This is a genomic window from Herbaspirillum sp. C7C2, assembly GCF_022627865.1.
GTDB lineage: Bacteria > Pseudomonadota > Gammaproteobacteria > Burkholderiales > Burkholderiaceae_D > Herbaspirillum > Herbaspirillum frisingense.
This window is the reverse complement of the sequence record NZ_JABXGI010000004.1, coordinates 231,826-257,002: the sequence shown is the minus strand read 5'-3', so window position 1 is coordinate 257,002 and position 25,177 is coordinate 231,826. Positions and strand designations below refer to the sequence as shown.

The window sequence follows — 25,177 nt, the reverse complement described above, 5'->3', positions numbered from 1 at the left end:
GGCGTGCCTGATCCAGGCCCGCCGGTATCCGGACACACGACATCATGGACAATTTATTCATCGCCGCCAGCGCCAGCTCTCCCGAAGTGGACTTCCGCTTCGACCAGCGCATGCTTTCGCTGAAGGGCGAATCCTATCCCGAGAATGCCGCCCAGTTCTGGGGCGAGATCATCACCACGCTACGCCGCTTCCTCGCCGACGACGAGGGCGGCGGCACCATCACCGTCAACGTGGCCCTGGCCTACTTCAACAGTTCCAGCACCAAGATGTTGTTTTCCCTGTTCGATGCCTTGAACGAGAAGGCCGAGGACGGCACCGAGGTGGTCCTGAACTGGTACCACGATGAGGAAGACGACACCATCTTCGAGTTCGGCCAGGAATTGCAGGAAGACTTTTCCGCGCTGGTCTTCCACGATCACGCGGTACAGAGCTGATGGACGAGGTCGACCTTTTCGAAGCGGAAGCCCAGGCCCTGAGCCGCGCCAATGCCGTGCTGGCCGATGCCGGCGCCGAGCCGGCCGCCCATCGGGCAGCGCTGGAGGAGCTGGTACAGCACTATGGTCAGCTGATGCGGCAGAGCCGTCGCCTGATCTCGCGCAGTGACCGCACCGAGCGCGAGCTCAACCAGCTCAATGCGCGTCTGAAGCAACTGAGCGATGAGCTCGACTACAAGGCCAGGCACGATAACCTGACCGGCGCGCTCAACCGGGGGGCGGTGTTCGAGCGGGCTCACCAGATCCTGGAAAAATCGGCGATGTCACTGGTGGTGCTGGATATCGATTTCTTCAAGCGCATCAACGATGAATTCGGGCATCCGACCGGCGACGCCGTGATCCGGGAACTGGTCGGCCGCCTGCGCAGCACGCTGGCGGGGACCGGTGTGGTCGGACGGGTGGGTGGGGAGGAGTTCACCATCCTGCTGGCCGGGATGGCGCTGGAGCAGGCGGTGATCTTGGCCGGAAAGATCCGGCAGGCGATTGCGGGGGAACGCTTTCAGTGTCTGCCGGAACGGGCGGTGACGTCCAGTTTCGGTGTGGCCTGGGCTGCCGCCGGCAGCGATTTCGAAGAGGCCTATGCACGCGCCGATCAGGCCTTGTATCAAGCCAAGCGCGGCGGCCGCAATCGGGTGGAATCCGAGGATACCGTCACCGGCTGAGGCTGCCGCGTTGCCAGGCGGCGCCAGGTGAATCAGTAGCGGGTCATCGCCGTCACCAGTTCGGCCAGCGAACCGGCGTGCATCTTGCGCATCACCTGCTGCCGATGGGCCTTCACCGTGCGTTCGGAGGTGCCCAGTTCGGCGGCGATCTGCTTGTTCAGGCGACCCTTGACCAGGCGCTCCAGCACTTCGCGCTCGCGACGGGTGAGCGTCTTCAGGCGCTGGTGGTGTTCCTGCCGCTGCTGCATCTGCGGACCGGATTCATCGAAGGGCATCAGCGCACCACGGAAGGCGGCTACCAGCTGCTGGTGCAGCATCGGCTGGCTGCGGTTATCCTCCTGCTGCAGCGTGCCTCGGGTGTCGCGAATGGCGGTGGGTCGCGGTTCATTTCCTTCTGTCGGACGCTGGGCCTGCGAGGTGATCACGATCAGCGGCATGCCAAGTTGCCGTTCACCCAGCAGCGAACGCAATTGCGGCGCGTCGACATCCTGCATGTGGACTTCCAGCACCGTGCCGCCAGGGGGCGCCGTCGGCTCCTGCAGGAATTCGTCTGCAGAGGGATGGTGTGCCACGTGGAAGCCGGCGGCCTCCAGCATGCGACCCAGCGGGCCACCGAGGGAATCGTCACCACCAACGATATGAGCGAGATTTGTATTTGCCATGTTTTTCTTCCTTGACCGATATGGACGCATCAAACGGGATAAAGGGCTTCACCGACTTCCTCGCCGCGGCACCGTTTGCGCCACTGAACGAGGACATGCGGGAAGAAAAACTGCAGTTTCACCGTGCCGTCGAATTTAGTCGATAGGATGGAAAATTTCTGGCGTAATACTTCGAATTTCTTCGAGAAGAATCTCAATTTTTTTCGACAAGAGGCCACATAGCGTGGCATATAAGAGACTTGCCGGCGTGGCTAATTGACACTTTCAGGCGCTTGTCCCTTGCGCGATTTCCACCTCTGCGTAAACCTGTGCCCGACCGTGCGCCTTGGCCTGGTAAAGGTTCTGGTCAGCCAGCGCAATCAGCCCCGCTGGCGAGCTACCGGGATCGGGTGCCGTGATCGAGGCCACGCCGATACTGAGCGTGACATGCGGCCCCACCTCGGAACGCGCATGGGGCAACTTCAAACGTGCCACCGCCTGGCAGACATTCTCGGCCAGCTTGATGGCCTGTTCGCTCCCCGCCATCGGCAGGATGCAGGCGAACTCTTCGCCCCCATAGCGCGCCACGCAGTCATAGCTGCGATGGAAGTTGCTGCGGATGGCGTGCGCCACTTCGGCCAGGCAGTGGTCGCCGGCCTGGTGGCCGTAATGATCGTTGTAGCGCTTGAAGTAATCGATGTCGATCATCAGCAGAGAGATCGCCTGGCCGGAGCGTTTGCAGAGTTCCCATTTCTCGGCCAGTTCGCTATCGAACTTGCGACGGTTGAACAAGCCTGTGAGCGAATCGGTCACCGCAATGTTGCGATAGAAATCGGATTGCAGCTTCAGGGTCAGGTGTGTCAGTACACGCGCTTTCAATACCGTGCCGTGGATCGGCTTGCTGATGAAGTCGACGCCACCGACATCGAAGCCACGGGCCTCGTCCTCCTCGCTGTTGAGGCCGGTCAGGAAGATCACCGGAATACCCAGCGTAGCGGTGTTCTGCTTGAGCCGTTCGCAGGTTTCGTAACCATTCAGGCCGGGCATGTTGACGTCCATCAGGATCAGGTCCGGCTGCACCTTTTCGCACTGTTCGATGGCCTGCATACCGCTGGTGGCCATGTAGATGTCGTAGTCACCCTTGAGCAGCGCATTGGCCAGGCGGATATTGATCGGCTGGTCGTCGCAGAGCAGCACCCGCGCCCGGCTGCCACGCAGCGACGAAAGTTCTTCCAGGATGCGTTTCAACTTGCTTCTCCAAAATGTTGATCGAGATGGCTCAGCGCCGACGCGAAGTCGAGTCGTTCGATCAGCTCCCACAATTGCTGGTACCGAACGTGCTGCGTCAGTCCGTGCCGCTTGCTGATGGACTCGGCCAGGTCGAGTGCCTCCAGGTTGCTCGACGATAACAAGTCACGCAGGCGCTGCCTATCAGGAAAATCGGAAGCCTGTGGCGCTGGCGGCACCAGTGGCGCGGCTTCGGTGTCGCTGGCCGGCAGAGCCGGCGCCCCCTGCATGGCCTGCATCAGCAATTGCTGCAGGACCAGTTGGGCGTCGCGCTGGCTGGGGGCGAACTCCTGGCGCCAGCGCTCCAGCAGCGCATCGGTCTCGATGGACGCCGCTTGTGCGCTGTGCGCTTCGACGGTGCCGAAATAGGCCGCCAGACCGCAGGCACCGATGGTGGCGCTCAGGCCCTTGATGGCATGGCTGGCAGCACCGATGGCGGGCAGCGCGCCTTCTTCCAGCGCCTCCCGGTATTGCGTCAGGAGACGCTCCAGCTCTGGTCCTGCGGTATCCAGGGTGAATCGGTAGATATCGCTGGCCTGACGGAATCGCCGCATCACCGTCTGGTAACTGTCCACGCTCTGGCGCGAGCAGGGCGCATCGGTGATGGCATCGGTGACAGTTTCCGTCATCGACACTGTTGCCGCTGACAATCGGTCATGGCCCAGGTGTGACAGCAGAGTGGGGATCAGCGTGGTGACATCGATGGGCTTGGCGATATGCCCGGCCATGCCCGCCTGGATGCAACGCCGCTTGTCCTCCGGCGATGCATTGGCCGTCATGGCCAGGATGGGAATGCCGCGCAGATCGTGCTGGCGCCGGATGCGACGGGTGGCCTCCATGCCGTCGATGCCCGGCATCTGCAAGTCCATCAGGATCAGGTCGAAATGGCGCGCCGGGTCGCTGGCGATGGCCACGCCCGTGCTGCCGTTGTCGGCGCAGGTAACCTGCGCACCGGAGAGCGCCAGCAAGCCGCTGGCGACCTGGCGATTGACGGCGTTGTCTTCCACCAGCAGGATCTGCACACCTTCCAGTTCGCGCGACGGAGCCGGTGCGGCGTCGCCACTTTCCATCGTTACGGATGCAGTGTCCGGCCGCGCCTCCGACAGCGGTGTTGCATCTTCCACCGGCAATTGCAGATCGAACCAGAAACGGCTGCCCCGCCCCGGCTCGCTGCTGACCTGCAGCTGGCCGCCCATCAGTTGCACCAGATGGCGGCTGATGGCCAGACCCAGACCCGTACCACCGTAGCGGCGGGTGGTCGAGGCCTCGGCCTGGGTGAAGGCGTCGAAGATGTCCTCCAGCCGTTCGGCAGCGATGCCGATGCCGGTGTCCTTGACCTCCACCCTCAGGTTCAGTTGCTGTGCGCTGGATGCAGCGAGCTTCTGCAAGCGCACATCGATGCGGCCCAGGTGCGTAAACTTGAGCGCATTGCCGATCAGGTTGACCAGTACCTGATGCAGGCGGTAGGCATCGCCCACCACGCGCTGCGGCAATGCGGGATCGAGTTCGATATTCAGGCTGACCCCCTCCTGGGGCGGCGAACCGGCCAGCACCGCGACGAGGTCGTGGCGGAAATGATCGAGATCGAAGGCCTGCAGCTCCAGCTGCAATTGCTGCACATCCATCTTGGAAAAATCGAGCAGGTCGTTGAGCAGGTTCAGCAGCGACTTGGCCGAGATCTCCGCCTTCTCCAGGTAGTCACGCTGGCCCGGTAGCGGCTGGGTCCGCTGCAGCAGCTGGATCATCCCCAGTACCCCGTTCATGGGCGTGCGGATCTCGTGGCTCACGCTGGCCAGGAACAGGCTCTTGGCCGAGTTGGCCTGTTCCGCCTTCAGTCGCGCATCGACCAGGTTGTTCTCGAATTCGATGCGTTGCGTGATGTCCAAGTTGATGCCGATCACCCGTACCGCCGACCCCATGCCATCGCGGTCCACATGGGCGCGCGCCTGTACGTAGCGGATGCCGCCGTCTTCGCGCACCACGCGAAACACCGGTTCGAATTCCCCGCTGCCGGCCAGGGCCGCCTGCAGCGCATTTTCCACATAGACCACGTCGTCCGGATGCACGCGGCGGCGCCAGGCTTCGTAGGTGGTGGTCTGGGTACCGATGCCGTTGCCAATGCCGTAGATCTCGGCGATCCGACGATTGAACTCGAAGGAATCACTCTGCATGTCCCACACCCATACCCCCAGCTTGGCCACTTCCGCAGCCAGCATCAACTGGTCGCGGGCGGCTGCCAGTTCGGCCTCCTGCTTGCGTTGCAGACGCATGTCCATGGCGATGTAGAGATAGCCGAGATGACGCTGGCGGTGATCCAGCATCGCGGTCTGCTGGCGCGCCACCGGTAGCGTTGCGCCATCCTTGCGGCGGTAGGGCAGGTCGGCCACGGCCTGGTCGGTCTCTCCTTTCTGCGGTGAGGCGGGGGGCGCCACACGCTGGCCGGAGAAGGCCTCTTCGTTCAGCTGGCCGATCACTTCTTCGGCACGGTAGCCCAGCATCTGCTCGGCGCCGCGGTTGAACAGGGTGATCATGCCGTCCGGCGCAGTCGCGATGATCGCCACCCCGGTGGCCGAGCCCAGCACGTTGTTGAGCAGGGCATTGGTTTCCTGCACCTGGTCCAGCAGCGACTGGTTCTGTTCCAGCGCTTCCCATAGCTGGTTGCGGTTATGGGTAATCTCGGTGACGTCGTGCGCCACCACATAGAAGCCGATCACCTCGCCCTGATCCGAGATGTCGGGGATATAGGTGGTCAGTACATGCTTCATCCCCAGTGAGGGATCATCGAAGGTTCGCTCGAAGGTCTGCTTTTCTCCGGCGAGCACCGCCTCGATATGGGGCAGCGCCTTTTCGAACAGGTCATTGCCCACCAGGTCGGGCATGTACATGCCATTGATCTCGCCCGGCGAGCGATGGAACACCCGTTCGTAGGAGGCATTGGCGAAACGGTTGATCAGGTGCTTGTCCCAGTAGCCCACCAGCGAAGGCATGACGTTGAGCACCGTCTGCAGCATGGTCTTGGCCTGGTGCAGCGCATGGGTGCGCTGCTGGACGGTCAGCTCCAGTTCTTCGTTGATGCGATGCAGCTGGCGTTCGATGCGCTTCTCGCGGGTGATATCGCGCAGCATGAAGGCCTTGCCGATCGGCCGTCCCGCGCGGTCGCGCAACGGGAACAGCAGCGCAGAGGCATAGCGTATCGGATCGCCCGGCAGGCTGATGACCTGCGCCGTCGTTGCCTGCTCGGACATTGTTGTGACTTCCGACGCACCACCGCGCTCATCCAGTTCGCGCAGGGTGGCGTGATCGGACAGACTGCTCCCCAGCGCGCGGCTTTCCGGCAGGTGCAGATAATCGCTTGCCCCCTTGTTCCAGGAACTGATCCGGCCCTGGGCATCGGTGGTCACGATGGCATCGGGAGAACTGTCGACCACAGCCGCCAGCAGCGCACGGGCTTCCTGCAGCTTCTGTTCGCGGCTGGAAAAGACCTGGTAGGCCAGGGCGATGACAACGATCAGGGCCAGCAGCGTGCCGCAGGAGAGCAGCATGGCGCGGTCGCTGATGAACTGGTGCGTCTGGCTGTATTCGGGCGAAGCGCGGATTACCAGTCTCCAGGCGCGGCCATAGAGAGGCACCGCCGTGTCCAGGCTGACCACTTCATCGAGCTGGTTGTAACCTGCGCTGCGGAACAGTTCCACCGGCGGTTGATCGCTGGCCACATCCTCGATCAGGATTTCCAGTGAATGCATGTTCCAGCGGCGGCTCAGCTCGGACAGGATGTCCTGCACCGACAGCGGGGCATAGGCCCATCCGACGATCTGCTCGCGTCGCTGTTCCATGGTCGCAGGTGTCACCGAACCGGCATAGATCGGCAGCAGGAACAGGTAGGCGTTGGCACCTGACCCTTGCTTCTGCACCAGCTGGATCGGCGTGGTCAGTTCGGCACGGCCGGTCAGCATGGCGTGGTCGGCTGCCGAGCGGCGTTCCTGGGAGGAGGCGATATCCAGGCCCAGCGCCTCGCGATTGGGGCCGATCGGTTCGATCTGTTCGATGACGTAGAGCTCGCCCGGGTTGGGGCTCAACTGGATGACGGAGGGGAATAGTTGATGATGCTCAGCGACCTTCCTTTCATAGTCCGCGCGCTGCTCCATCGGTACATACCGGATGAAGCCGAAGCCACCGGCCCAGGGGAATTCCTGGGCCAGGTCGCGGCTGTCCATATAGCGCAGCAGACGCTCGCGATTGAGTTCGCCCGGACCGATGGCGAGGATGGCACCACGCGTGCCGCGCAGGCCGTGTTCATAGCGGCGCAGCAGGGACTCGATGTCGTCCCTGATCCAGCGGCTGTCCATGGCCAGACTGCTGCGTACCTCCTGATGATTCAGATGGGACAGGCCGGCCACCCCGGCCAGCAGCAGGCCCAGGGCAATCAGCAGGAAAATCCAGGTATTGCGCGTGACTCTGGTCATTTTCGACAGGTCTTTCTTGTTGGAATGCATGATCATCAATGAAACAAGCCCACGTACCCCCACGTGAGCCGGCGCAGTGCGCCAGGATGTGCTGATTCCACCAGCAGGCAGTCCGGTGGACAATCAGGAAATTCCCGGTCTGGCCATACAGGCCAGCCGGGATCAATCGGTTTATGACTTAGGTGCGCGCCTCAATGCAGCAGGATCCTTGCTTTCAGCGGCATCTCCTCGATCTGCTCGAAGCGACGCAGCCGGGTCAGGATGGCTTCGTCCAGCACATGCTCCTTGTTCAGCAGCAACACCCCGGAGCGTGTACGCAGGTCTTCGGCCAGCTTCATGCCGACCCGCAGTTCCTGCGGTGCCAGCAGGCGGGTCTGCTGTTCCAGCATCAGCCGCTGTTCTTCGATCATGGTGACGAAGGCCTCCACCACCAGCGGGTCGTAGCGATGGCCGGCATGTGTGCGCAGCATTGCCAGTGCCTTTTCCGGTGTCGTGTTCTGGCTGGTGATGCCGCCATTGCACAAGCCCTCGAAGTCGCGTACCACCGCCAGGATGCGCGAACCCAGGGGGATCGCGTCGCCCGACAGGCTTTCCGGTACGCCCCGGCCGTCATGGCGTTCGTGTTGATGACGGATGATCTCGCCGGTCTCGGCCAGGCTGGGGATGGGCGTCAACAGCATCTGCCCTTTCACCGGGTGCCAGAGGAAGCGCTGCAACTCCTCGCTGCTCATCTTCTCGATCGGCTTGCGTACCAGATCTTCGGACAGGCCCAGCTTGCCGATGCCATGCAACATGCCGGCCATCATGGTGTCCCTCGCGTGATGCGCCGTCATGCCCATGCGCAGTGCGAGCTGTTCGCACCAGCGCGCCACCCGGGCCGACTGACCGCTGGCCAGACCAGCGCGCAGTTCGCTGATGTCGGAGAAGACATGCAGCATGGAGAGGAAAGACTTGTGCTCTTCTTCCTGGGCGCTTTCCAGGAACATCACGGTCTGCCGCAATTCCTCGGTGCGTGCCTGCACCTGCCGCTCCAGCTGGCGGTTGAAGTCGGCCAGTTGCAGGTTCTGTTCGTGGACCTTGCGTTCCAGCGCCATCTTCTGCTTGCGCAGTTGCTGCTCTTCCAGCGCGTGCGCCACGATCATCAGCAGTTCGCGATCGTCCCAGGGCTTGGCGAGGTAATGGTGGATGCCACCATCGTTGATGGCCGAAATGGTGCTGCCGATCTCGGAATAGCCGGTCAGCAGGATGCGCATGGTGGCCGGCCATTGGCGCTTGACCTGGGCCAGGAATTGAGCGCCGCTCATGCCCGGCATGCGCATGTCGGAGATGACCAGGTCGACGTCGGCGTTGGCCATGACTTCCAGTGCGGCCTCGGCGCTGGTGGCGGTGAGCAGCTGGTAACCCTGCGGACGAAAGCTGCGCTTCAAGGCCGAGAGGATGCTCTGTTCATCATCCACCAACAGGATGCAGGGCGGCGGCAGGGTAAAGGGATCGGCTTGTTGGACGGTCTGGATTTCCTGGCTATGGATGGCGCTCATGATGCTTCTCCTCTTTTTGCTGGCGCTTCAGTCGCTTCAACTGTTTCAATCGCTTCCTTTGCCACTGGTGTTGCTGTCGCTTCTGTCTTCTCCGTGACGCGTGCGGGATCAATCGGTAATTCGATCCGGAAGGTGGTGCCTCTGCCCGGTGCGCTGCAGACGCGGATGTCACCGCCATGCTTCTTGATGATGCCGTAGGACAGCGACAAGCCCAGGCCGGTCCCGCTGCCGACCGGCTTGGTAGTGAAGAAGGGTTCGAAGATGCGGTTGATGTGTTCCGGTGCGATCCCGTGACCGGTATCGCTGATGCTGATGGCGACCCGATCGCCACAGCGCTCGGTGCGTAGCGTAACCACGCCCTTGTCGCTGATGGCCTGGGCCGCATTGACCAGCAGGTTCATGAAGACCTGATTCAGTTCCGAGGCCAGGCACCTGACCATGGGAAGCTCGCCGTACTGCTTGACGACCGTCACCTTGTACTTCAATTCGTTGTTGGCGATGTTGAGCGTGCTATCCAGGCCGCGATGCAGGTCGGCCATCTGCCAGTTGCTCTCGCCGGTGCGCGAAAAATCCTTGAGCGATTGCACGATGTTCTTGACCCGCTGCAAGCCTTCATTGGATTCACTGAGCAGTTCGGTGACGTCCTGACTGAGGTATTGCAGGTCGGCCCGGTCTTCGAAGCCCTGCAGCTCGGACTGCGCCACGCTGGCCGGCAGGGCGCCGCCGAGTACGCACTGGTAGAGCTTGATGCCTTCCAGCAGGGTTGCCACGTAGTTGCCCAGGGTATTGAGGTTGGCGGACACAAAGCCGATCGGGTTGTTGATCTCGTGCGCCACGCCGGCGGCCAACTGGCCGATGGAGGCCAGTTTTTCGGACTGCATCAGTTGCGCCTGGGCCATGCCCAGCTGTTCGATCAGCTTGCCTTGTTCCTCGGCCTGGCGTTGCAGGGTGTCTTCCATTTCCTTGCGGCCGCTGATGTCGGTCATCAGGCCGATCACTTCCAGCGGCGTGCCGGCTTGGTCGCGGATCAGGCGTAGGGTGTCGTGCATCCAGAGATAGCGGCCATCGCTGGCGCGGAAGCGGTATTCGTAGATCTTCTGGTCTTCCACGAACAGCATGGCCAGGCTGGAGAAGATGGCTGCCGTATCGTCGGGATGGATGTGGTTGAACCAGAAATTGGAATCGTCCAGCATCTCCTGTGGCTCGTAGCCCAGCACGCGCGAAGCATTCTCGCTGACGAAGGTGAGCCGGAAGTCGCCCGACGGCACGCTGCTGTAGATGATGGCCGGTGTGTTGCCGATGATGTGGCGGTAACGTGCGTTATCCTTGAGCAGGGCACGCATGTCGGGGGCGTCACCGATCGTACTGTCGTCCAGGTGCGGACTGCTCAATTGCCTGGACACCAGGGCATCGCAATGTCCCATGATGGCCTCCCCTCATCGTAGCCTCCGCAGCAGGGGGCGGAGGTCTGCCCCGTATCGTTAGACGGTGCGATGCATCGCCAGAGCCTTGGCTGTACCGCGTTGCGACAGGTCCGGCTGGGACCGCGTCATGCCGGAAGCAGCGCCCGGCGCACTCCCCACGGCAGCATCCAGATTGAATACGCTGATCGCCTGGATCATTTGCTGGGTCGATTCTTCCAGGCTGGCGGCGGCCGCTGCGGCTTCCTCCACCAGTGCGGCATTGCGCTGGGTGACTTCGTCCATCATCACCACCGCTTCATTGACTTGCTGGATACCGGTCTGCTGTTCGCCGGAAGCGGCCGTGATCTCTGCCACTGCAGTGGCGGCCTGCGTCACCGAACGCATGATGCCGTCCATGGTGTCGCGCATCTCGTCGGCCAGCTTCACGCCGGCGCCGACGCGCTGCGACGATTCATCGATGAGGGCCTTGATTTCCTTGGTGGCCTGGGTCGAACGCTGCGCCAGGGTGCGCACCTCGCCGGCCACGACGGCGAAGCCGCGACCCTGTTCACCGGCACGCGCGGCTTCCACGGCGGCGTTGAGTGCCAGGATATTGGTCTGGAAGGCGATGCCATCGATCAGCCCGGTGATCTGCTTGATCTGGTCGGCGCTCTTGTTGATCGCATCCATGGTCTCGTTGATGTGCCTGATCGAGGCTTCGCCGGTGCGGGTGGTGACCAGCGCTTCTTCCACCAGACGGTTGGCCTGGCGCGCGTTTTCGCTGTTCTGGGTGACGGTGGAGGCCAGTTCCTCCATGCTGGCGGCTGTCTCTTCCAGACTGCTGGCCTGCGATTCGGTGCGCGAGGACAGGTCCATGTTGCCACGCGCGATCTCGCTGGTGGCCTGGGCCATGTGTACGCCACTGCGACGCACGTCGCCCACCGATGCCACCAGGTTCACACGCATCTGTTCCATTGCCTGCAGCAGGGCCCCCATTTCATCGCGACGTGCCTGCAGATCGTTGGCCGAGAGATCGCCACCGGCGACCCGGCGCGATTGTGCGACCGCCTGCCGCAGCGGTGTGAAGATGCGCGAGGCCAGTGTCATGCGCAGCAGCGCCAGGCTGGCCAGGGCAACGCCGGAGGCAGCCAGGGTCGGCAGGCTGCTGGCGTGATCCAGACATTGCGCATTGAGGAAGGCCAGTGCGCCTACGCCCACGGCGGCCACTCCCAGCCCGAGATCCAGCCGGGTCTTGAGCGATACCCGCGCCGCGCGTTGCACCGCGCCGCGCAATCCGGTCGGTACCACCTCGCCGCGATACACGGCGATGCGAGCACTTTCTTTCTTCAGTTCCTTGTAGGCCCCCTCGGCGGCATTGACTTCGGCACGACTGGGCTTGGTACGCACCGACATGTAGCCGCTGCAGACGCCGCGCTCCCAGATCGGGGTGACGTTGGCCTTGACCCAGTAGAAGTCGCCGTTCTTGCAGCGGTTCTTGACCAGGCCTGTCCAGGGCAGGCCGGCCTTGAGCGTGCTCCACAAGTCAGCGAAGGCCAGCTCCGGCATGTCCGGATGGCGCACGATGTTTTGCGGCGCGCCGATCAGCTCTTCTTCGGTAAAGCCGCTGACGGCGATGAAGGTCGGATTGACGTAGGTGATGCGTCCCTTGGTATCGGTCTTGGAAACGATCGATGCATGGGCGTCGATGTCGCGCTCTTGTTGGGTGACGGGCAGGTTCAGGCGCATGATCGACTCCAGGGAAGTTGGTTGATGGAATCATTAAAACACAAATTCATTTAAATCGTTTAAAAAACGATTTATTCGAGATATAAATAATGAATTCGTTGCGCGTCACCAACGTAGTTGTCGGAAGTAAAAGACCTGATGAGCTTTGTCGAGGATTAATCTAAGTATCTGAAATATATAGATAATATTAATTTTTATAGCGTTTTCCCGTCCGCTTTCCGAGCGTCTGGAGAAAAGCGACGTCGAAATATAAATGATTAATTTGTTTTATTTATTGGTGGGTGCCAGATGATGGAAAGTGTGCCGTCTCCATCCTTCCGCCCTCCCTTACCGGCGCGATCGATTACCCGCTCCAGGCTGGCAGGGCAAGGCAGGGGGGGCGCATGCTGTCCAATGCCCGCCCCCCGGACGGAACCTGCATTGCAGTGCGGACGAAACAAGCCCGCGCAGGCGTGTTGTTTCAGTGCTCCGCGTCTGCGCCTGACGCATGCTGCCGCAAGGCCAGCGCCAATTCCTGGTCCAGGCTGGCCATGTGCCTTACCAGCATGGCCGGGATCATCGCCATCACGATATCGGCCAGCGGCGCATTGCCATCGTCCAGGTAGGGGCGCAAGCGGTGCATCAGCGCCAGCAGCTCGGCATGGTCGCGCCGGTGGGCGCGGATTTCGCGATAGCCGATGGCTTCCATCATGTTTTCTTCTTGGCGAAAGCCGGCTTCGATCTCGGCGACCAGCGCCGCATAGGCACTGGCAAAGCGGTCCGCGGGCAAGGCCGCGAGGGCGGCAATGCCCTCCAGCACCTGGCGGTGCTCGGCATCCATGTCGGTGAGCAAGGCAGGGATGGCCTGGCGATGCAAGCCGGCGTCGATGGTCGGGGTGGGATCGGCGGTATGGGGCATGACCAGTCTCCAGCAGCAGGGTGCGACCGGTCGCGGGTCGGGGCGGAGGCGTCCGGGTCGCCGGCAACGGCGCGGTGCCGTTTGTTGCTGATCGGTGATCGCTAGCCGGAAGAACGCTCACTTCTGATTCTAGAAGCTTGGTCTCGAATTATTTTGAGATAGCGCAAAGCTGCCGGCATTGCCGGCGACGGAAAGTGCATGGCACAAAGCCGGACGCCACCCGTGAAGGTGGCGTCCGGCCTGCTTCAGTCAGCCACCCCGGAGGGCGGCCGCGCGCTTGTAAAAAGCGCCGTCATTGGCTCTGCAGTAGGTGCCGTCAGGGGGGCAGCACCTTGCGCAGCATTGCTGCCAGTTCGGGCGGGGAAAACTTGGCGACATAACCATCGGCGCCCACCGAACGCACATGGTCTTCGTTGGCTGAACCGGTCAGCGAGGAGTGGATCACCACCGGCAATTGCTTGTATCGGTCCGAGGCCTTGATCTTGCGGGTCAGGGTGAAGCCATCCATTTCCGGCATTTCGAGGTCGGTCAGCACCATGGCGACCTTGTCGGTCAGCGGCTTGCCTTCCTGTTCAGCTGCTTGCGACAGTTCCTGAAGTTTCTTCCAGGCCTGGAGGCCATCGGTAGTCATCACGTAGGGCAGGTTCAGGTCCTTCAGGCATTGCTCGATCAGGGCACGCGCCATGCGCGAATCGTCGGCGGCCAGGATCACCGAGCCAGGCTTGAGCCGGAACTCGTTGCTGGCCGGCGACGGGCTCTGCAGCTGTTCCTTCACCGGCGAGACCATGTTCAGGATATGTTCCACGTCCAGCACCTGGACCAGCCGGCCGCCATCGAGCGCCGAATCAAGGCGGGCGATGCTGGTCACCAGGCTGCCCGGCGAATGCGAATCGGCCGGCAGTACCTGGCTCCAGTCCAGGCGCACGATCTCTTCCACCGACTCCACCGCAAAAGCCTGGGTATGGCGGGCGAATTCGGTGATCAGCAGGATGTTCATGCCATGACCAGCCTTGCAACCGGCCACCGCCGGCAGGTCCACCACCGACATCACCTGGCCGCGGATGTTGACCATCCCCAGCATCGGCGAGCGCATGCCGGCCGCAGCGGTGATGTCCATCATGGGAACGATCTCGCGGATCTTGAAGACGTTGATGCCATACAGCTCACCAGGCTTGTCGGTGGAACCATCAGGGGTTCCCAGACGGAACAGCAGCAGTTCGAACTTGTTGCTGGAGGTCAGGTTGGTGCGTTCGTCGATTTCTTTTTGAAAGGCGTCCATTGTCGTCCTCGGGGATCAGAATTGTTCCCAGTCGCCGTTGTCGGCGGCATGGTCATGGCTGCTTTTGGTAGCGGCCGGGCGGGTCGGTGCAGCCGGCTGGGCGATGCTGCGGGCGCGGGCCTGGGCCACCGCCGGGCGCGCCGGGGTGATGTCGCGCACTACCGGTGCGGCTGCGGCCTGCATCATGGGCGCCGGCACATGGCTGCTGTCGAGGCGGAACACGCCAACGGTCTGGCTCAGTCGTGTCGCCTGTTCCTGCAGGGCCTTGGCGGCGGCAGCGGCCTGTTCCACCAGGGCGGCATTCTGCTGGGTGTTTTCGTCCATCTGCACCACGGCATTGTTGATCTGTTCGATCCCTTGCGACTGCTCGGCGCCGGCGGCGGTGATCTCGGCCACGATGTCGGAGACGCGCTTGACGCTGGCGACCACCTCGTTCATGGTCTGGCCGGCTTCGTGGACCAGCTTGCTGCCAGTGTCCACCTTGGTCACGGAGTCGTCGATGAGACCCTTGATTTCATGGGCGGCGGCAGCGCTGCGCTGGGCCAGCGAACGCACTTCCGAGGCCACCACTGCGAAGCCGCGTCCCTGTTCACCGGCACGGGCAGCTTCCACGGCGGCGTTCAGGGCCAGGATGTTGGTCTGGAAGGCGATGCCGTCGATCACGCCGATGATGTCGACGATCTTGCGCGAGGATTCGTTGATGGCGCCCATGGTATCGACCACCTTGCCGACCACCTGGCCGCCACTCTGGGCGATCTCGGACGCGGATACGGCAAGCTGGTTGGCCTGGCGGGCGTTGTCGGAGTTCTGGCGCACGGTGGAGGTCAGTTCTTCCATGGCCGAGGCGGTTTCTTCGAGCGCGCCGGCCTGTTGTTCGGTGCGGGAGGACAGGTCCATGTTGCCGGTCGCGATCTCGGCCGAGGCAGTAGAGATGGTGTCGGTACCCTGGCGCACTTCACGCACGATGTTCAGCAGGTTGCCGTTCATCTGCTTGAGCGCGTCCAGCAGCTGGCCGGTTTCATCGCGATGGGCGCTGGGGATGTCGGCGGTCAGGTCACCTTCGGCCACCTGGCGGGCAATGGCGACCGCATTGGTCAGCGGACGGGCCACCAGACGGGCGATCCACCACGAGAGAATCATCGACAAGGTGATGCATGCAACGACCAGGACGATGATGGCCAGACGTGCCTGTTCATAGACCTGGGTGGCAGTGGCATCGGAGACGGCAGCTCCCTTGCTGTTGACTTCGGAGAGTTCGCTGATCTGCTCCTGCAGCTTGCGATAGACCGGGGTGGAGGCGCTGTTGAGCAGGGCGTGTCCAGCCTGCTTCTGGCCGTCCTGGAACAGGGCGGAAATGCGGTCATGCAGTTGTTTGTATTCGGCTACGTTGCGCTGGATTTCCGGATACAGCTCCTTTTCACGGGGCTCGGAAACCAGCTTGCCGTATTCCGTCACTTCCTTCATCAGCATGTCCATCTGCTTGTCGGCGCGCTCACGTGAGGCCTGCTCTTCCTTCTTGTCGTCGGCCAGCAGCTGCTGCATGTCGAAGCTGCGCGAGCGGGCCAGTGCCAGGCTGATCTTGGACAGCGTGCTCATGCTGGGCAGCCAGTTGCGGGCGATGTCGGTGGAACTCTGGTTGACCTGCCCCAGTTGTGCAATGGCGAAGCCGCCCAGCCCTACGATGAACACCAGCACCACCAGAAAGGCAGCGTTGAGCTTGTGGGCGATTTTCAGATCGTAGAACCATTTCATGATGACAACTCCTGATAGGTGCGCTATTCGGATGTGTGAGTGCGCTCAGGGACCATCATAGGGAGGAAAAGCAAATAAATCAAATAAAACAAATTAAGCAGTTGTTTTATTTTCTTAGGGATTTTCCTGATTCAGGGGTTTTCCGGCGACGGGGCTTTGCTGCAGCCATTTTTCGACGGTATTCATCAAGCCCACCTGGGTGAAGGGCTTGCTGAGGTAATCGTCCATGCCGGCGTCCAGGCAGCGCTGGCGATCACCTTCGATGGCACTGGCCGTAAGGGCGACGATGGGGGTGCGCGGGCGACCCTGGGCCTGTTCGATGGCACGGATTTCGGCGGTGGCCTGGTAGCCATCCATGATGGGCATCATGCAGTCCATGAGCACAAGGTCGTAGCTGCCGCGACGGAGGGCGTCAACTGCCATCAGCCCGTTTTCCACTTCCTGCAGGACACAGCCACGACGCGCCAGCAGGATGCGCAGGAGCTGGCGGTTGATGTCGGTATCTTCGGCCACCAGGATGCGGGCGCCGTTCATCACCGTCGAGGGGAGGCTGGCAGGGGCGCCGGGGGAGGGCGCCTCCTGCACCGGCCTCTGCGCACTGAGTGACGCGGCCGGCGCTTGCTCCGCTTGCACGGTAGAAGCCGTCAGTACCGGGGATGGCGAGGGTGAGCCGGCGCCGGGCAGCGGCTGCGCGCCTTCGGCGCAGAGGATATCGAAGCTGAAGCGGGTCGACTGGCCCGGTACGCTATGGCAGGCGATCTTTCCACCCATCAATTCCACCAGATTCTTGCTGATTGCCAGGCCCAGCCCGGTGCCCCCGAAGCGGCGCGAGATCGTGTTGTCGGCCTGGGTGAATGGCTGGAACAGTTGCGCCAGGGCTTCCGGTGTGATGCCGATGCCGCTGTCGGCAACGGCAAAGAACAGCCGCCAGCGGTTGAGCCCCGATTCTTCCTTTCGTGCCGACATGCTCAGGCGCACGTGCCCGGCCGGGGTGAACTTGATGGCGTTGCTCAGCAGGTTGCCCAGCACCTGTTTCAGGCGCGAGGGATCGCCCACCAGGCACAGGCTTTCGTCGCAGTCGATGCGCAGGTCGAACTCCACCTCCCGGTTGTGGATCGACGGGCGATACAGCTCGGCCACATCGCGCGCCAGGCGGGCCGGATGGAAGGCCACCTCTTCCAGGTCCAGCTTGCCGGATTCGATCTTGGAAAAGTCCAGGATGTCGTTGATGATGCGCACCAGGCCGCTGCTGGCATTGTGGATGCTGTCGGCATAGTGGCGCTGTTTGCTGGACAGGCCCGATTCCATCAGCAGTTCGGACAGGCCCAGGATGCCATTCATGGGTGTGCGGATTTCATGGCTGACCATGGCCAGGAAGCGTGACTTGGCCTCGTTGGCCTGGTCGGCTTCTTCCTTCAACTGCATGGCCAGGGCGGCGTCCTGCTCGCGGCGCTGGGCCTGGCGCAAGGCCACGGCGAAACCACCGATCAGGCCCACCAGGCTGATGGCCGCCACCAGCATGAGCGGGTACATGGATTCCAGCCATTCGCCGAAATAGACCTTGTCGGTGACGCCGATCTCCAGAAACATCGGCGCATTGCGCACCGGCCGGTGTATGCCCAGCCAATGCTGCTGCATGAAATAGTAGGGGGCGCGGCCATCCTGGTTGGAAGGTCGTTGCGGATGCAGTTCAGCCAGCGGCGTGATGTCGCGCTCGGCATCAGTGGCGTGGACCAGGGCGGTGCTGATCAGGGCTTTTTCATCCTGGCGCGAGAGCAGGATGGAAAACGGCTTGTCCTTGGTGACGGCACTGAAGAAGTCTTCAAAGAAAGCGCAGGGCAGGGCCACCACCACGATGGCCAGCATGCGCCCCTGGCGATCATTGATGCGCCGGCTCAGGTAGAAGGTCGGCACGCCGGCGGCACGTGAATTGACGGTTTCTCCGAGGAAATCTTCGGTCGAGGCCGATTTGCTGTGGTGCAGATAGTAGTCGCGGTCGCTCAGGTCCAGCGGTGGCGCCGGATGGACACGCGAGAGCGCGATGATGCGACCGTCGGCGTTGCTGATGCCGACGCCGGAAATGAAGGGCAGTCCGCGGATCTTCTCGCGCAGCGCCTGCGAAAAATCGGCACTGCCCACGTGCTGGCGGAGTTGCAGCTCGTCATCGATGTTGGCCGCTTCGATGTCGTACTGGATGCTGTCGATCACCAGACGCGCCGAGGACATGGTCTGGGCCGTGCTTTCTGCCAGCACGGTGGAGAGGGTGGACAGATCGTTGCGCCAGTCGTTGAGACTGGCCCGATACAGCAATGCGCCTGAGACGATGAGGGTGGTCATCAGCAGGCCCAGCAGCAGTACGCCCAGCGTGACCGCGGAGCGGCGGATGCGGGGCCGCAGCGGCGTGGTGCGGGGGGCAGGCAGGGGCTGGCTCATGTCGTGCAGGCAGGTACGGCGTGGGTGGACGTGGATGCAGGCCTGATTCAGGCAGACATGGGCGCGTGGGCGTAGCGCCGGATCTCATCCAGTACCAGCCCGAAGCTGACCTGCAGTTGCACCAGTTCTTCGGGGCGTGGCGTCTGGCCCTGGCGGCCGGCCTGTTCGGTCTGCAGCAGCAGGGCAGTCAGTACACGGGCGTTGAACAGGGCGCACATGCCCTTGAGGGTGTGGCTCTCGTGGCGGGCGGCGTCGGCATTGCCGGCCAGGGTCGCCTGTTCCAGTCGCGAAAAGATGTCAGGTGCACTGTCGAGGAAGGTACGTGCCAGCGCCGCGACGGTGCGCGCATCGCCGCCTACGGCCTCCAGCAGATCGCTGGGATCGATATGAAGATAGTCGCTCGCTGACTGGCCCGGATGCACGGTTCCCCCCTGTGTTTTCATTTCTTTGCCGCCGTTTTATTTCGGCTCTTCTATTGGCAATGTGAAGCTGAAAGTCGATCCCTGATGTTGTTTGGACTGTAACACGAGTTTGCCCCCCATGAGCGTTACCAGACGCTGGGCAATGGTCAGTCCTAGACCGGCGCCATCCCTGGAACGGCGCACGCTGTCGTCGGCCTGGGTGAACTTCTCGAAGATGGTCTCCAGTTGCGCGGGTGGAATGCCGATGCCGGTGTCCTTGATATGGATGTCGAGCTGGTCGGCGGCACTGCGCTCGACCTCGACCATGATGCGGCCTGTGTCGGTATAGCGTACGGCGTTGCCGATCAGGTTTTCCAGCACGCGCAGCACCTTGCGCTGGTCGCATACCAGCAGCTGCGGGACGTCGTCTGCAATGCGGCATTCCAGCAGCACACCCTTGTCGCGGGCAGCCGCATAGTGGCGGGCGATAGCCTGCCCGACCAGTTCGCGCAGGTTTTCCGGTGCCATGTGAACGGTTACGCGGCGGTCTTCCAGTTCGGTCACCTCCAGAATGGCATTGACCAGGTCCAGCAGGCGATTGCCACTGTCGTGGATGGCCGTGGCGTACTGCGCCAGGGGCGACTCCCCCAGCTCCTCGCGCAAGGCGTCGGAATAGCCGAGCACGCCGTTGAGCGGGGTGCGGAACTCATGCGACATGTTGGACAGGAAGCGCGACTTGGCCTGGTTGGCCTGCATGGCGTCCTGGCGGCTGCGTTGCAGCGAGCCGGCCATCCAGATCAGTACCGCATTGAATACCAGCACCGCCAGCGTGATCAGGGTCGCCAGCGTGAGGGTACGGTTGCGTTCGCGGTAGTAGGGGGCCAGGCGTTCTTCGATGTCGATGCCCACCGAGGCGTAGAGCGGGTAGTCGCGCAGCTTCTGGAAGGCGTAGATGCGCTCGCGGCCGTCGACCCGGCTGGCGGCTTCCACCACGCCGCTGCCCTGGGCCAGCATGGCAGCGTAGACCTTGCCGCCGCGCACCTGCTCGCCCATGGCGTCCATGTCGCCGGTGCGGCGCACCCGTGCCACGCCATCGGCACCGACCAGGGTGATCACGCCGTGATGGCCGACATCGATCTGGTGGTACAGGCTGGTGAAGTATTGCGGGTCCATCGAGACCACTACCACGCCGCCGAAGCCGCCGTCGGGACGGTTGATGCGTCGCGTGAGCTGCAGCGACCATTTCTTGGAGACGCGGCCCAGTACCGGGGTACTGATGAAAAGCTTGTCTTCACCGCCATGCATGTGAACCTGGATGTGTTCGCGGTCGGACAGGTTCAGGGGCGTGAAGGGCTTGCTGGAGAGCACCACGTCACCGTTGCGGTCAACGATGGTGAAGAGGTTGTAGACGTTGCGTGCCACCAGGCCATTGTCGATTTCGTTGGCCAGGTCCAGGGCCGGGCCGCGTTCACCATAGCGGTAACGCAGGTAGACGGCAGCCTGGTCGGCTGCTTCGATGGTGCGGTAGGCATGTTCCAGGAACAGCCGCGAGAGCGACTGGGCATCGCGACGGGCGTCCTGCAGGTGGTTTTCGCGGCTGCTCTGCAGCTCCTTGAGCGCGCCAAGCCACAGACCGCAGATCAGCAGCAGGGAAAACAGCCCCAGCGCCAGGCGCAGATCGATGCGCGCAAACCGGAGGGGCAAGAGAGAGGTTTTCCGGTCATCCATGGCGCTGCTGGCCTTTCCAGTGGTAGTCCCTAGCGGGACTCGCGCTCCCTGCGTGCACAACAGGCCCGCATGTAGCCGCGTAATTCATCAAAATTGACCGGTTTGGGGAAGAACACCACCCCTGCCGGAATACCGCCACGCTGCGCCATCTCGTCCTGATCCAGGCTGCTGACGATGGCGATGCTCACATCGCGCAGTTGTGGATCGTTGAGGATGGTCTTGACCACTTCGTAGCCGTCCATGCCTTCCATCACGATATCGGCCAGCACCACGTCGGGTTTGCTGCGCGCGATCTCCAGCAGTGCCTTGTAACCGTTGTCGCAATAGACCAGATCCAGCGGCAGCCCCCAGGAACCGAGCGCGCTTGCATACAGCTCGCGTTGCAGGCGGTTGTCCTCGATCACCAGTACGGCGGTGCGGCCATTGCCAGGGCGCGGTGCCGGCGCGTTGCGACTGTACTCGGCAGCGTCGCCGGAGCTACCCGGCGTGGCCTTGTAGGCATGCACGGCAGCCAGCGGAATGCGACGGTGACCGCCCTTGGTCTTCCAGGCTTCGATGATGCCGGCCTCGACCAGTTGCTGAACGGAGGACACCGAAATGCCCAGGATATGGGCCGCTTCCTGCGTGGTGCAGACCTCGGAGCTGATTGTCTTTGCGGTTTTCATAAATCCATTATCGGTATATTACACAAATAAATCAAATTCGTTAGATAAAATTTGAATTCGGTATAATCGGTTTTCGACGAAAAGCAACAGTCTTGCCGCGCAGTCAGTTTCGACGACCGCATCAGGCAGGGAATTTCGTGAGTTCGTCAGATTTTGTGTATTTTGCCTGCTTTTGGGCAATCCAGCAGAAGTTATCGGCCGGCGGGAGTTTCCGCCGACGATGCCCCGTGCCAGCCCTATAGACTGTCCAGGCGAGCGCGCAGGGTGGCGGCCTGTTCCTGCAGGCGGGTGATATCGGTCTGGTCCATCTTCTTGAGTTGCTGGTAGGCCATGCCCATGCGCGGGTTGTTGCCGAAGGTGGAACGGTGGCGCAGGAAAAAATCCCAGTACAAGGCATTGAAGGGGCAGGCGTCCTCGCCGGTCTTCTGCTTGGGATCGTAGGCGCAGCCCTGGCAGTAGTCGCTCATGCGCCCGATATAGGCGGCGCTGCTGACATAGGGCTTGGTGGCGATGATGCCGCCGTCGGCCCATTGGCTCATGCCCAGGGTGTTGGGCAGTTCCACCCATTCGAAGGCATCGATGTAGATGCCCAGGTACCAGTGGTGCAGTTCCTTGGGGTCCAGTCCGGCCAGCAGGGCGAAGTTGCCGATGACCATCAGGCGCTGGATGTGATGCGCATGTGCCGTCTGCAACGACTGGCCGATGGCGTGCTGCAGACAGCGCATGCGGGTCTGGCCGGTCCAGAACCAGGCCGGCAGCGGCAGCCGGTGTGCCAGGGCATTGCGTTCGTCATAGCCGGGCATCTGCGACCAGTAGATGCCCCGCACGTATTCGCGCCAGCCGATGATCTGGCGGATGAAGCCCTCCACCGCCGCCAGCGGCGCATCGCCATCGCGATAGGCCTGCTCGGCGCGACGGACCACCTCCAACGGCTGCAGCATCTTGACGTTGAGCGCGAACGACAGCAGCGAGTGGAACAGGCGCTGGGCCCGGCTGCTCATCGCGTCTTCATAGTCGCCGAAGCAGGGCAGCACGCGGGTGATGAAATGCTCCAGGTGCTGCAGGGCTTCGTCGCGATCCAGTGGCCAGCGCAACTGCTTGGCCTGCGGCTCGCCGAAGCTGGCCACGCCCTGTTGCTGCAGCATCTGCCATAGCGCGCCGTGGTCGTGCGGTGCGCGCCAGTCTTCCGGTTCGGGCGGAGTACCGGGCCAGCGCTTGCGATTGTCGTGGTCGAAATTCCATTGACCGCCCTCGGGCTGGCCGGCCGCATCGAGCAGCAGTTCGAAGCGGCGGCGCATTTGCCGGTAGAAGTGCTCCATCAGCCATTGCTTGCGCCCGGCGAAGAGGCGCGGCAGCTCATGGCGGGCGGTGAGGAAGTGCTCGGTATCGACCGCAGTTGCCGGCAGCGCCTGGCCCTCGGCCCATTGTTGCAAGGTCTGGTCGACCCGCCATTCATCCGGCGCCTGCCATTGCACCTCCTGGGCCTGGTAGTGGGTCACCAGGGCCGACAGGTTGGCCTCAAGCGACTGGCGGTTGCTGGCATCGTCCAGGCTGATGTAGCGCACCCGGTGGCCGTCGGCGCGCAGGCGCGCGGCAAAGGCACGCATGGCGGCGAAGATGGCCAGGATCTTCTGCGCGTGGTGCAGCACGTAGTCGGTTTCCGAACGGACTTCCATGAGCACGTAGACCACCTCGGGATCGACAGTATTGAACCAGGAATGCAGCGGGTTGAGCTGGTCACCCAGGACCAGGCGCAGAGTGCGGGCCGGATGAGACGAGGACGTGTCTTTCTTCTTCATGCTGATGCGTCAAAAAGGATGCCTGCGCCCATAGCGGCTCAGTGCCACGAAGGCGCAGAGCTTGAGCAGGCAGGGCAGGGCGGCGTAGACCAGGGGCAGGCTGGTGCCGGGGCCCTGGCCAGGGTGGTAATCCAGGGCCGACAGGATGGGGAGCGCGATGCCGGCCAGGGCCAGCGCCAGCTTGCCCAGCATGGTGAGGATGCCAAAGGCCGCGCCCACCGAGCCGCGCCCGGTGACGACCCGCGCCAGCAAGACCGGCGGTAGCAGCAGGTCGGCGCCCAGTGCGGCACCGGTGGCCAGGCACACGGCAAGGAAGGCGAGGCGATCTCCCGGCCCCAGCCACGCCGCGCCGATGAAGCCCACGGTCGACAGCAGCATGGCCAGGCGCCAGCAGGCCACCGCGCCGACCTTGCGCGCCAGCGCACTCCACAGCGGCAGACCCAGCGCGGCCGCGCCGAAATAGGCGGCCAGGAACAGGCCGGCCAGGGCCTTCTCCTGCAATTGATCTTCGATGAAGAACAACGCCAGCGTGGCCGGAATGGCAGCCGACAGGGCATTGAGCAGATAGGGGGACAACAGGGCGCGGAAGGCGTGATTGGCCCACAGGCTGGTCAGCGCCTGTCGCCACGGCTGCCCGGCTGCCACGGTGGGCGGCGCCGGCTGGCGCAGCAACAGCACTAGCGCCACGCCCAGCACGGCGGCAAAGAACAGGCAATACATATTGAGACGGGCCGTTACCTGCGCCGGGTCGGCGGCCAGGATGCCCACCGGCACCACGCTGGCCACGATCACCCCGACCAACCCGGCCGCCTCGCGCCAGGCCACGGCGCGCAGACCATCGTCAGGCAGGCGCGAGCCCCATGACAGGTAGGCGATGCTCAGCATGCTGTGCGCGCCATAGGCCAGCACCAGCATGCCGACCAGCCAGGGCATGGCCGCCTGGGGCGTGGCGGGAGGATTCCACAGACAGACGAAAGCCAGTGCCAGCACCAGCGCGGCCAGGCCCATCCAGCGCTTCTGGCGTTGCGCCGAGTGATCCAGCAGATGACCGAAGAGCGGGTCCTGCAGCATGTCCAGCAGGCGTGCGGCGAACAGGACCCACCCCAGCGGAGCCAGCGCCACGCCGACATGGCTGGCGTAATACGCCGGCAGCTGTACGAACAGCGGCAGCGCCGCCATCGCCAGCGGTGCGCCCAGCATACCGTAGGCCGGGTCGTGCCAGCGCCCGGGCAGGCGGGCGGTGCCTGCACTCAAGGCGTTTCCCCCAGCAGGCGGCGTCGCAGGCTGTCGTCACGGCTGGGCTGGCCGAGCCAGATATTGAAGAAGGAGCGTGCCAGTTCGGGATCGGCGATCTCGGCCAGCAGCTTGTTCCTGTCATAGAGCCGCATGCCACGTCGGGGCAGATAGACGCCCACCAGTTCATCGCCATCGGCGACATCGACGAAGGCGCGGCTGAGCTCGCTCTTCCAGCGCGCCAGCGTGGGGCCGGGGATCGGCGCCGGACTCATGCGCTGGATTTCGTCGATGGAGGTATTGGCCAGCCGGTCGCGGCTGATGCCGACCTTGTAATCCAGTTGCAGCGCGAAAGGCTGGTTGTCGTCCAGAGGGCGCTGCGGCGCCCACAGGGTGGCGTCATAGATGCGCAGGCCCAGCCAGCGCATGGTGCCGCTGCCCACTGTCTGCGCCTGCGGCAGCACTTCGCGCCAGGGTGGGGTGGCTTGCGGAGCGGCCTGCGCGAAGGCGGTCCCGGCCAGGGAGAGTTGCAGGCCCAGAGCGATGCCTGTCATCAGGCGCCGCCGGTAAGACGAAGACAGGGAGGCAAACAGGGTGAACAGGGCGGTAGCGATGGACATGCGGGTCATTCCTCGGGGCGAAGGTAGGGTGCACCAATGCGCGGCGCTTCACATGCTCGCTAGATTACTACCAAAGAAAGGCGAACGCTACTACTCGGTATTTTTTATTTACCAATCGGTATTATAGTGTTCGAG

18 protein-coding genes are annotated in these 25,177 nt (G+C 62.9%); 2 read left to right on the top strand and 16 right to left on the bottom strand.

Going from position 1 to position 25,177, the window contains the following annotated elements; translation table 11 throughout:
* Positions 1 to 44 precede the first annotated feature (44 nt).
* Positions 45 to 434, top strand: coding sequence for a DUF1987 domain-containing protein (locus tag HWE04_RS09200; protein WP_077235469.1), 390 nt, complete (start codon positions 45 to 47; stop codon positions 432 to 434).
* Positions 434 to 1,156 carry a GGDEF domain-containing protein gene (locus tag HWE04_RS09195; RefSeq protein ID WP_241812199.1) on the top strand — a complete coding sequence of 241 codons (723 nt, stop codon included), beginning with the start codon at positions 434 to 436 and terminating at the stop codon, positions 1,154 to 1,156. The genes HWE04_RS09200 and HWE04_RS09195 overlap by 1 nt, the downstream gene beginning before the upstream one ends.
* A 32-nt stretch (positions 1,157 to 1,188) precedes the next feature.
* Here HWE04_RS09195 and HWE04_RS09190 read toward each other — a convergent pair whose 3' ends face one another.
* The 16 genes from HWE04_RS09190 to HWE04_RS09110 all read right to left on the bottom strand — a co-directional run bounded on the left by HWE04_RS09190 (position 1,189) and on the right by HWE04_RS09110 (position 25,042).
* Positions 1,189 to 1,818 carry a response regulator transcription factor gene (locus tag HWE04_RS09190; protein WP_241812198.1) on the bottom strand — a complete coding sequence of 210 codons (630 nt, stop codon included), beginning with the start codon at positions 1,816 to 1,818 and terminating at the stop codon, positions 1,189 to 1,191.
* Positions 1,819 to 2,082: 264 nt separating this feature from the next.
* The gene (locus HWE04_RS09185) at positions 2,083 to 3,045 is read right to left on the bottom strand and encodes a diguanylate cyclase (RefSeq protein WP_241812197.1); all 963 of its coding nucleotides are present in this window, start codon (positions 3,043 to 3,045) and stop codon (positions 2,083 to 2,085) included.
* Positions 3,042 to 7,547: a CHASE domain-containing protein gene (locus HWE04_RS09180; protein WP_241812196.1), complete on the bottom strand. Its 4,506-nt coding sequence runs from the start codon at positions 7,545 to 7,547 to the stop codon at positions 3,042 to 3,044. The genes HWE04_RS09185 and HWE04_RS09180 overlap by 4 nt, the downstream gene beginning before the upstream one ends.
* A 191-nt stretch (positions 7,548 to 7,738) precedes the next feature.
* The gene (locus HWE04_RS09175; RefSeq protein WP_241812195.1) at positions 7,739 to 9,085 is read right to left on the bottom strand and encodes an HD domain-containing phosphohydrolase; all 1,347 of its coding nucleotides are present in this window, start codon (positions 9,083 to 9,085) and stop codon (positions 7,739 to 7,741) included.
* Positions 9,082 to 10,509 (bottom strand): ATP-binding protein, encoded by a 1,428-nt coding sequence (locus tag HWE04_RS09170; protein ID WP_241812194.1) that lies wholly within the window; start codon positions 10,507 to 10,509, stop codon positions 9,082 to 9,084. The genes HWE04_RS09175 and HWE04_RS09170 overlap by 4 nt, the downstream gene beginning before the upstream one ends.
* A 57-nt stretch (positions 10,510 to 10,566) precedes the next feature.
* Positions 10,567 to 12,234 carry a methyl-accepting chemotaxis protein gene (locus HWE04_RS09165; RefSeq protein ID WP_241812193.1) on the bottom strand — a complete coding sequence of 556 codons (1,668 nt, stop codon included), beginning with the start codon at positions 12,232 to 12,234 and terminating at the stop codon, positions 10,567 to 10,569.
* Between the two features lie 460 nt (positions 12,235 to 12,694).
* Positions 12,695 to 13,132, bottom strand: a complete 438-nt coding sequence (locus HWE04_RS09160; RefSeq protein WP_006462082.1) for a bacteriohemerythrin — start codon at positions 13,130 to 13,132, stop codon at positions 12,695 to 12,697.
* Positions 13,133 to 13,448: 316 nt separating this feature from the next.
* The gene (locus tag HWE04_RS09155; RefSeq protein WP_241812192.1) at positions 13,449 to 14,411 is read right to left on the bottom strand and encodes a chemotaxis protein; all 963 of its coding nucleotides are present in this window, start codon (positions 14,409 to 14,411) and stop codon (positions 13,449 to 13,451) included.
* A gap of 15 nt (positions 14,412 to 14,426) precedes the next feature.
* Complete coding sequence (locus tag HWE04_RS09150) at positions 14,427 to 16,163, bottom strand: methyl-accepting chemotaxis protein (RefSeq protein ID WP_241812191.1); 1,737 nt, start codon at positions 16,161 to 16,163, stop codon at positions 14,427 to 14,429.
* Positions 16,164 to 16,277: 114 nt separating this feature from the next.
* Positions 16,278 to 18,596, bottom strand: a complete 2,319-nt coding sequence (locus HWE04_RS24455) for a hybrid sensor histidine kinase/response regulator (protein ID WP_274620086.1) — start codon at positions 18,594 to 18,596, stop codon at positions 16,278 to 16,280.
* Positions 18,597 to 18,643: 47 nt separating this feature from the next.
* On the bottom strand, positions 18,644 to 19,039 hold the full coding sequence (locus tag HWE04_RS09135; RefSeq protein WP_077235479.1) for an Hpt domain-containing protein: 396 nt from the start codon (positions 19,037 to 19,039) through the stop codon (positions 18,644 to 18,646).
* Between the two features lie 15 nt (positions 19,040 to 19,054).
* Positions 19,055 to 20,725 carry a sensor histidine kinase gene (locus HWE04_RS09130; RefSeq protein ID WP_174616812.1) on the bottom strand — a complete coding sequence of 557 codons (1,671 nt, stop codon included), beginning with the start codon at positions 20,723 to 20,725 and terminating at the stop codon, positions 19,055 to 19,057.
* A gap of 29 nt (positions 20,726 to 20,754) precedes the next feature.
* On the bottom strand, positions 20,755 to 21,390 hold the full coding sequence (locus tag HWE04_RS09125) for a response regulator (RefSeq protein WP_006462088.1): 636 nt from the start codon (positions 21,388 to 21,390) through the stop codon (positions 20,755 to 20,757).
* Positions 21,391 to 21,626: 236 nt separating this feature from the next.
* The gene (locus HWE04_RS09120) at positions 21,627 to 23,189 is read right to left on the bottom strand and encodes a cryptochrome/photolyase family protein (RefSeq protein WP_241812190.1); all 1,563 of its coding nucleotides are present in this window, start codon (positions 23,187 to 23,189) and stop codon (positions 21,627 to 21,629) included.
* A gap of 9 nt (positions 23,190 to 23,198) precedes the next feature.
* Positions 23,199 to 24,443, bottom strand: coding sequence for an MFS transporter (locus HWE04_RS09115; RefSeq protein WP_446719217.1), 1,245 nt, complete (start codon positions 24,441 to 24,443; stop codon positions 23,199 to 23,201).
* Positions 24,440 to 25,042 (bottom strand): chalcone isomerase family protein, encoded by a 603-nt coding sequence (locus tag HWE04_RS09110; protein ID WP_241812189.1) that lies wholly within the window; start codon positions 25,040 to 25,042, stop codon positions 24,440 to 24,442. The genes HWE04_RS09115 and HWE04_RS09110 overlap by 4 nt, the downstream gene beginning before the upstream one ends.
* Positions 25,043 to 25,177 lie beyond the last annotated feature (135 nt).

Coding starts and splice junctions, on each gene's coding strand:
- HWE04_RS09200 (WP_077235469.1), top strand. CDS start 45: ATGGACAATTTATTCATCGCCGCCAGCGCCAGCTCTCCCGAAGTGGAC.
- HWE04_RS09195 (WP_241812199.1), top strand. CDS start 434: ATGGACGAGGTCGACCTTTTCGAAGCGGAAGCCCAGGCCCTGAGCCGC.
- HWE04_RS09190 (WP_241812198.1), bottom strand. CDS start 1,818: ATGGCAAATACAAATCTCGCTCATATCGTTGGTGGTGACGATTCCCTC.
- HWE04_RS09180 (WP_241812196.1), bottom strand. CDS start 7,547: ATGACCAGAGTCACGCGCAATACCTGGATTTTCCTGCTGATTGCCCTG.
- HWE04_RS09175 (WP_241812195.1), bottom strand. CDS start 9,085: ATGAGCGCCATCCATAGCCAGGAAATCCAGACCGTCCAACAAGCCGAT.
- HWE04_RS09170 (WP_241812194.1), bottom strand. CDS start 10,509: ATGGGACATTGCGATGCCCTGGTGTCCAGGCAATTGAGCAGTCCGCAC.
- HWE04_RS09165 (WP_241812193.1), bottom strand. CDS start 12,234: ATGCGCCTGAACCTGCCCGTCACCCAACAAGAGCGCGACATCGACGCC.
- HWE04_RS09160 (WP_006462082.1), bottom strand. CDS start 13,132: ATGCCCCATACCGCCGATCCCACCCCGACCATCGACGCCGGCTTGCAT.
- HWE04_RS09155 (WP_241812192.1), bottom strand. CDS start 14,411: ATGGACGCCTTTCAAAAAGAAATCGACGAACGCACCAACCTGACCTCC.
- HWE04_RS09150 (WP_241812191.1), bottom strand. CDS start 16,163: ATGAAATGGTTCTACGATCTGAAAATCGCCCACAAGCTCAACGCTGCC.
- HWE04_RS24455 (WP_274620086.1), bottom strand. CDS start 18,596: ATGAGCCAGCCCCTGCCTGCCCCCCGCACCACGCCGCTGCGGCCCCGC.
- HWE04_RS09135 (WP_077235479.1), bottom strand. CDS start 19,039: ATGAAAACACAGGGGGGAACCGTGCATCCGGGCCAGTCAGCGAGCGAC.
- HWE04_RS09130 (WP_174616812.1), bottom strand. CDS start 20,725: ATGGATGACCGGAAAACCTCTCTCTTGCCCCTCCGGTTTGCGCGCATC.
- HWE04_RS09125 (WP_006462088.1), bottom strand. CDS start 21,390: ATGAAAACCGCAAAGACAATCAGCTCCGAGGTCTGCACCACGCAGGAA.
- HWE04_RS09120 (WP_241812190.1), bottom strand. CDS start 23,189: ATGAAGAAGAAAGACACGTCCTCGTCTCATCCGGCCCGCACTCTGCGC.
- HWE04_RS09110 (WP_241812189.1), bottom strand. CDS start 25,042: ATGTCCATCGCTACCGCCCTGTTCACCCTGTTTGCCTCCCTGTCTTCG.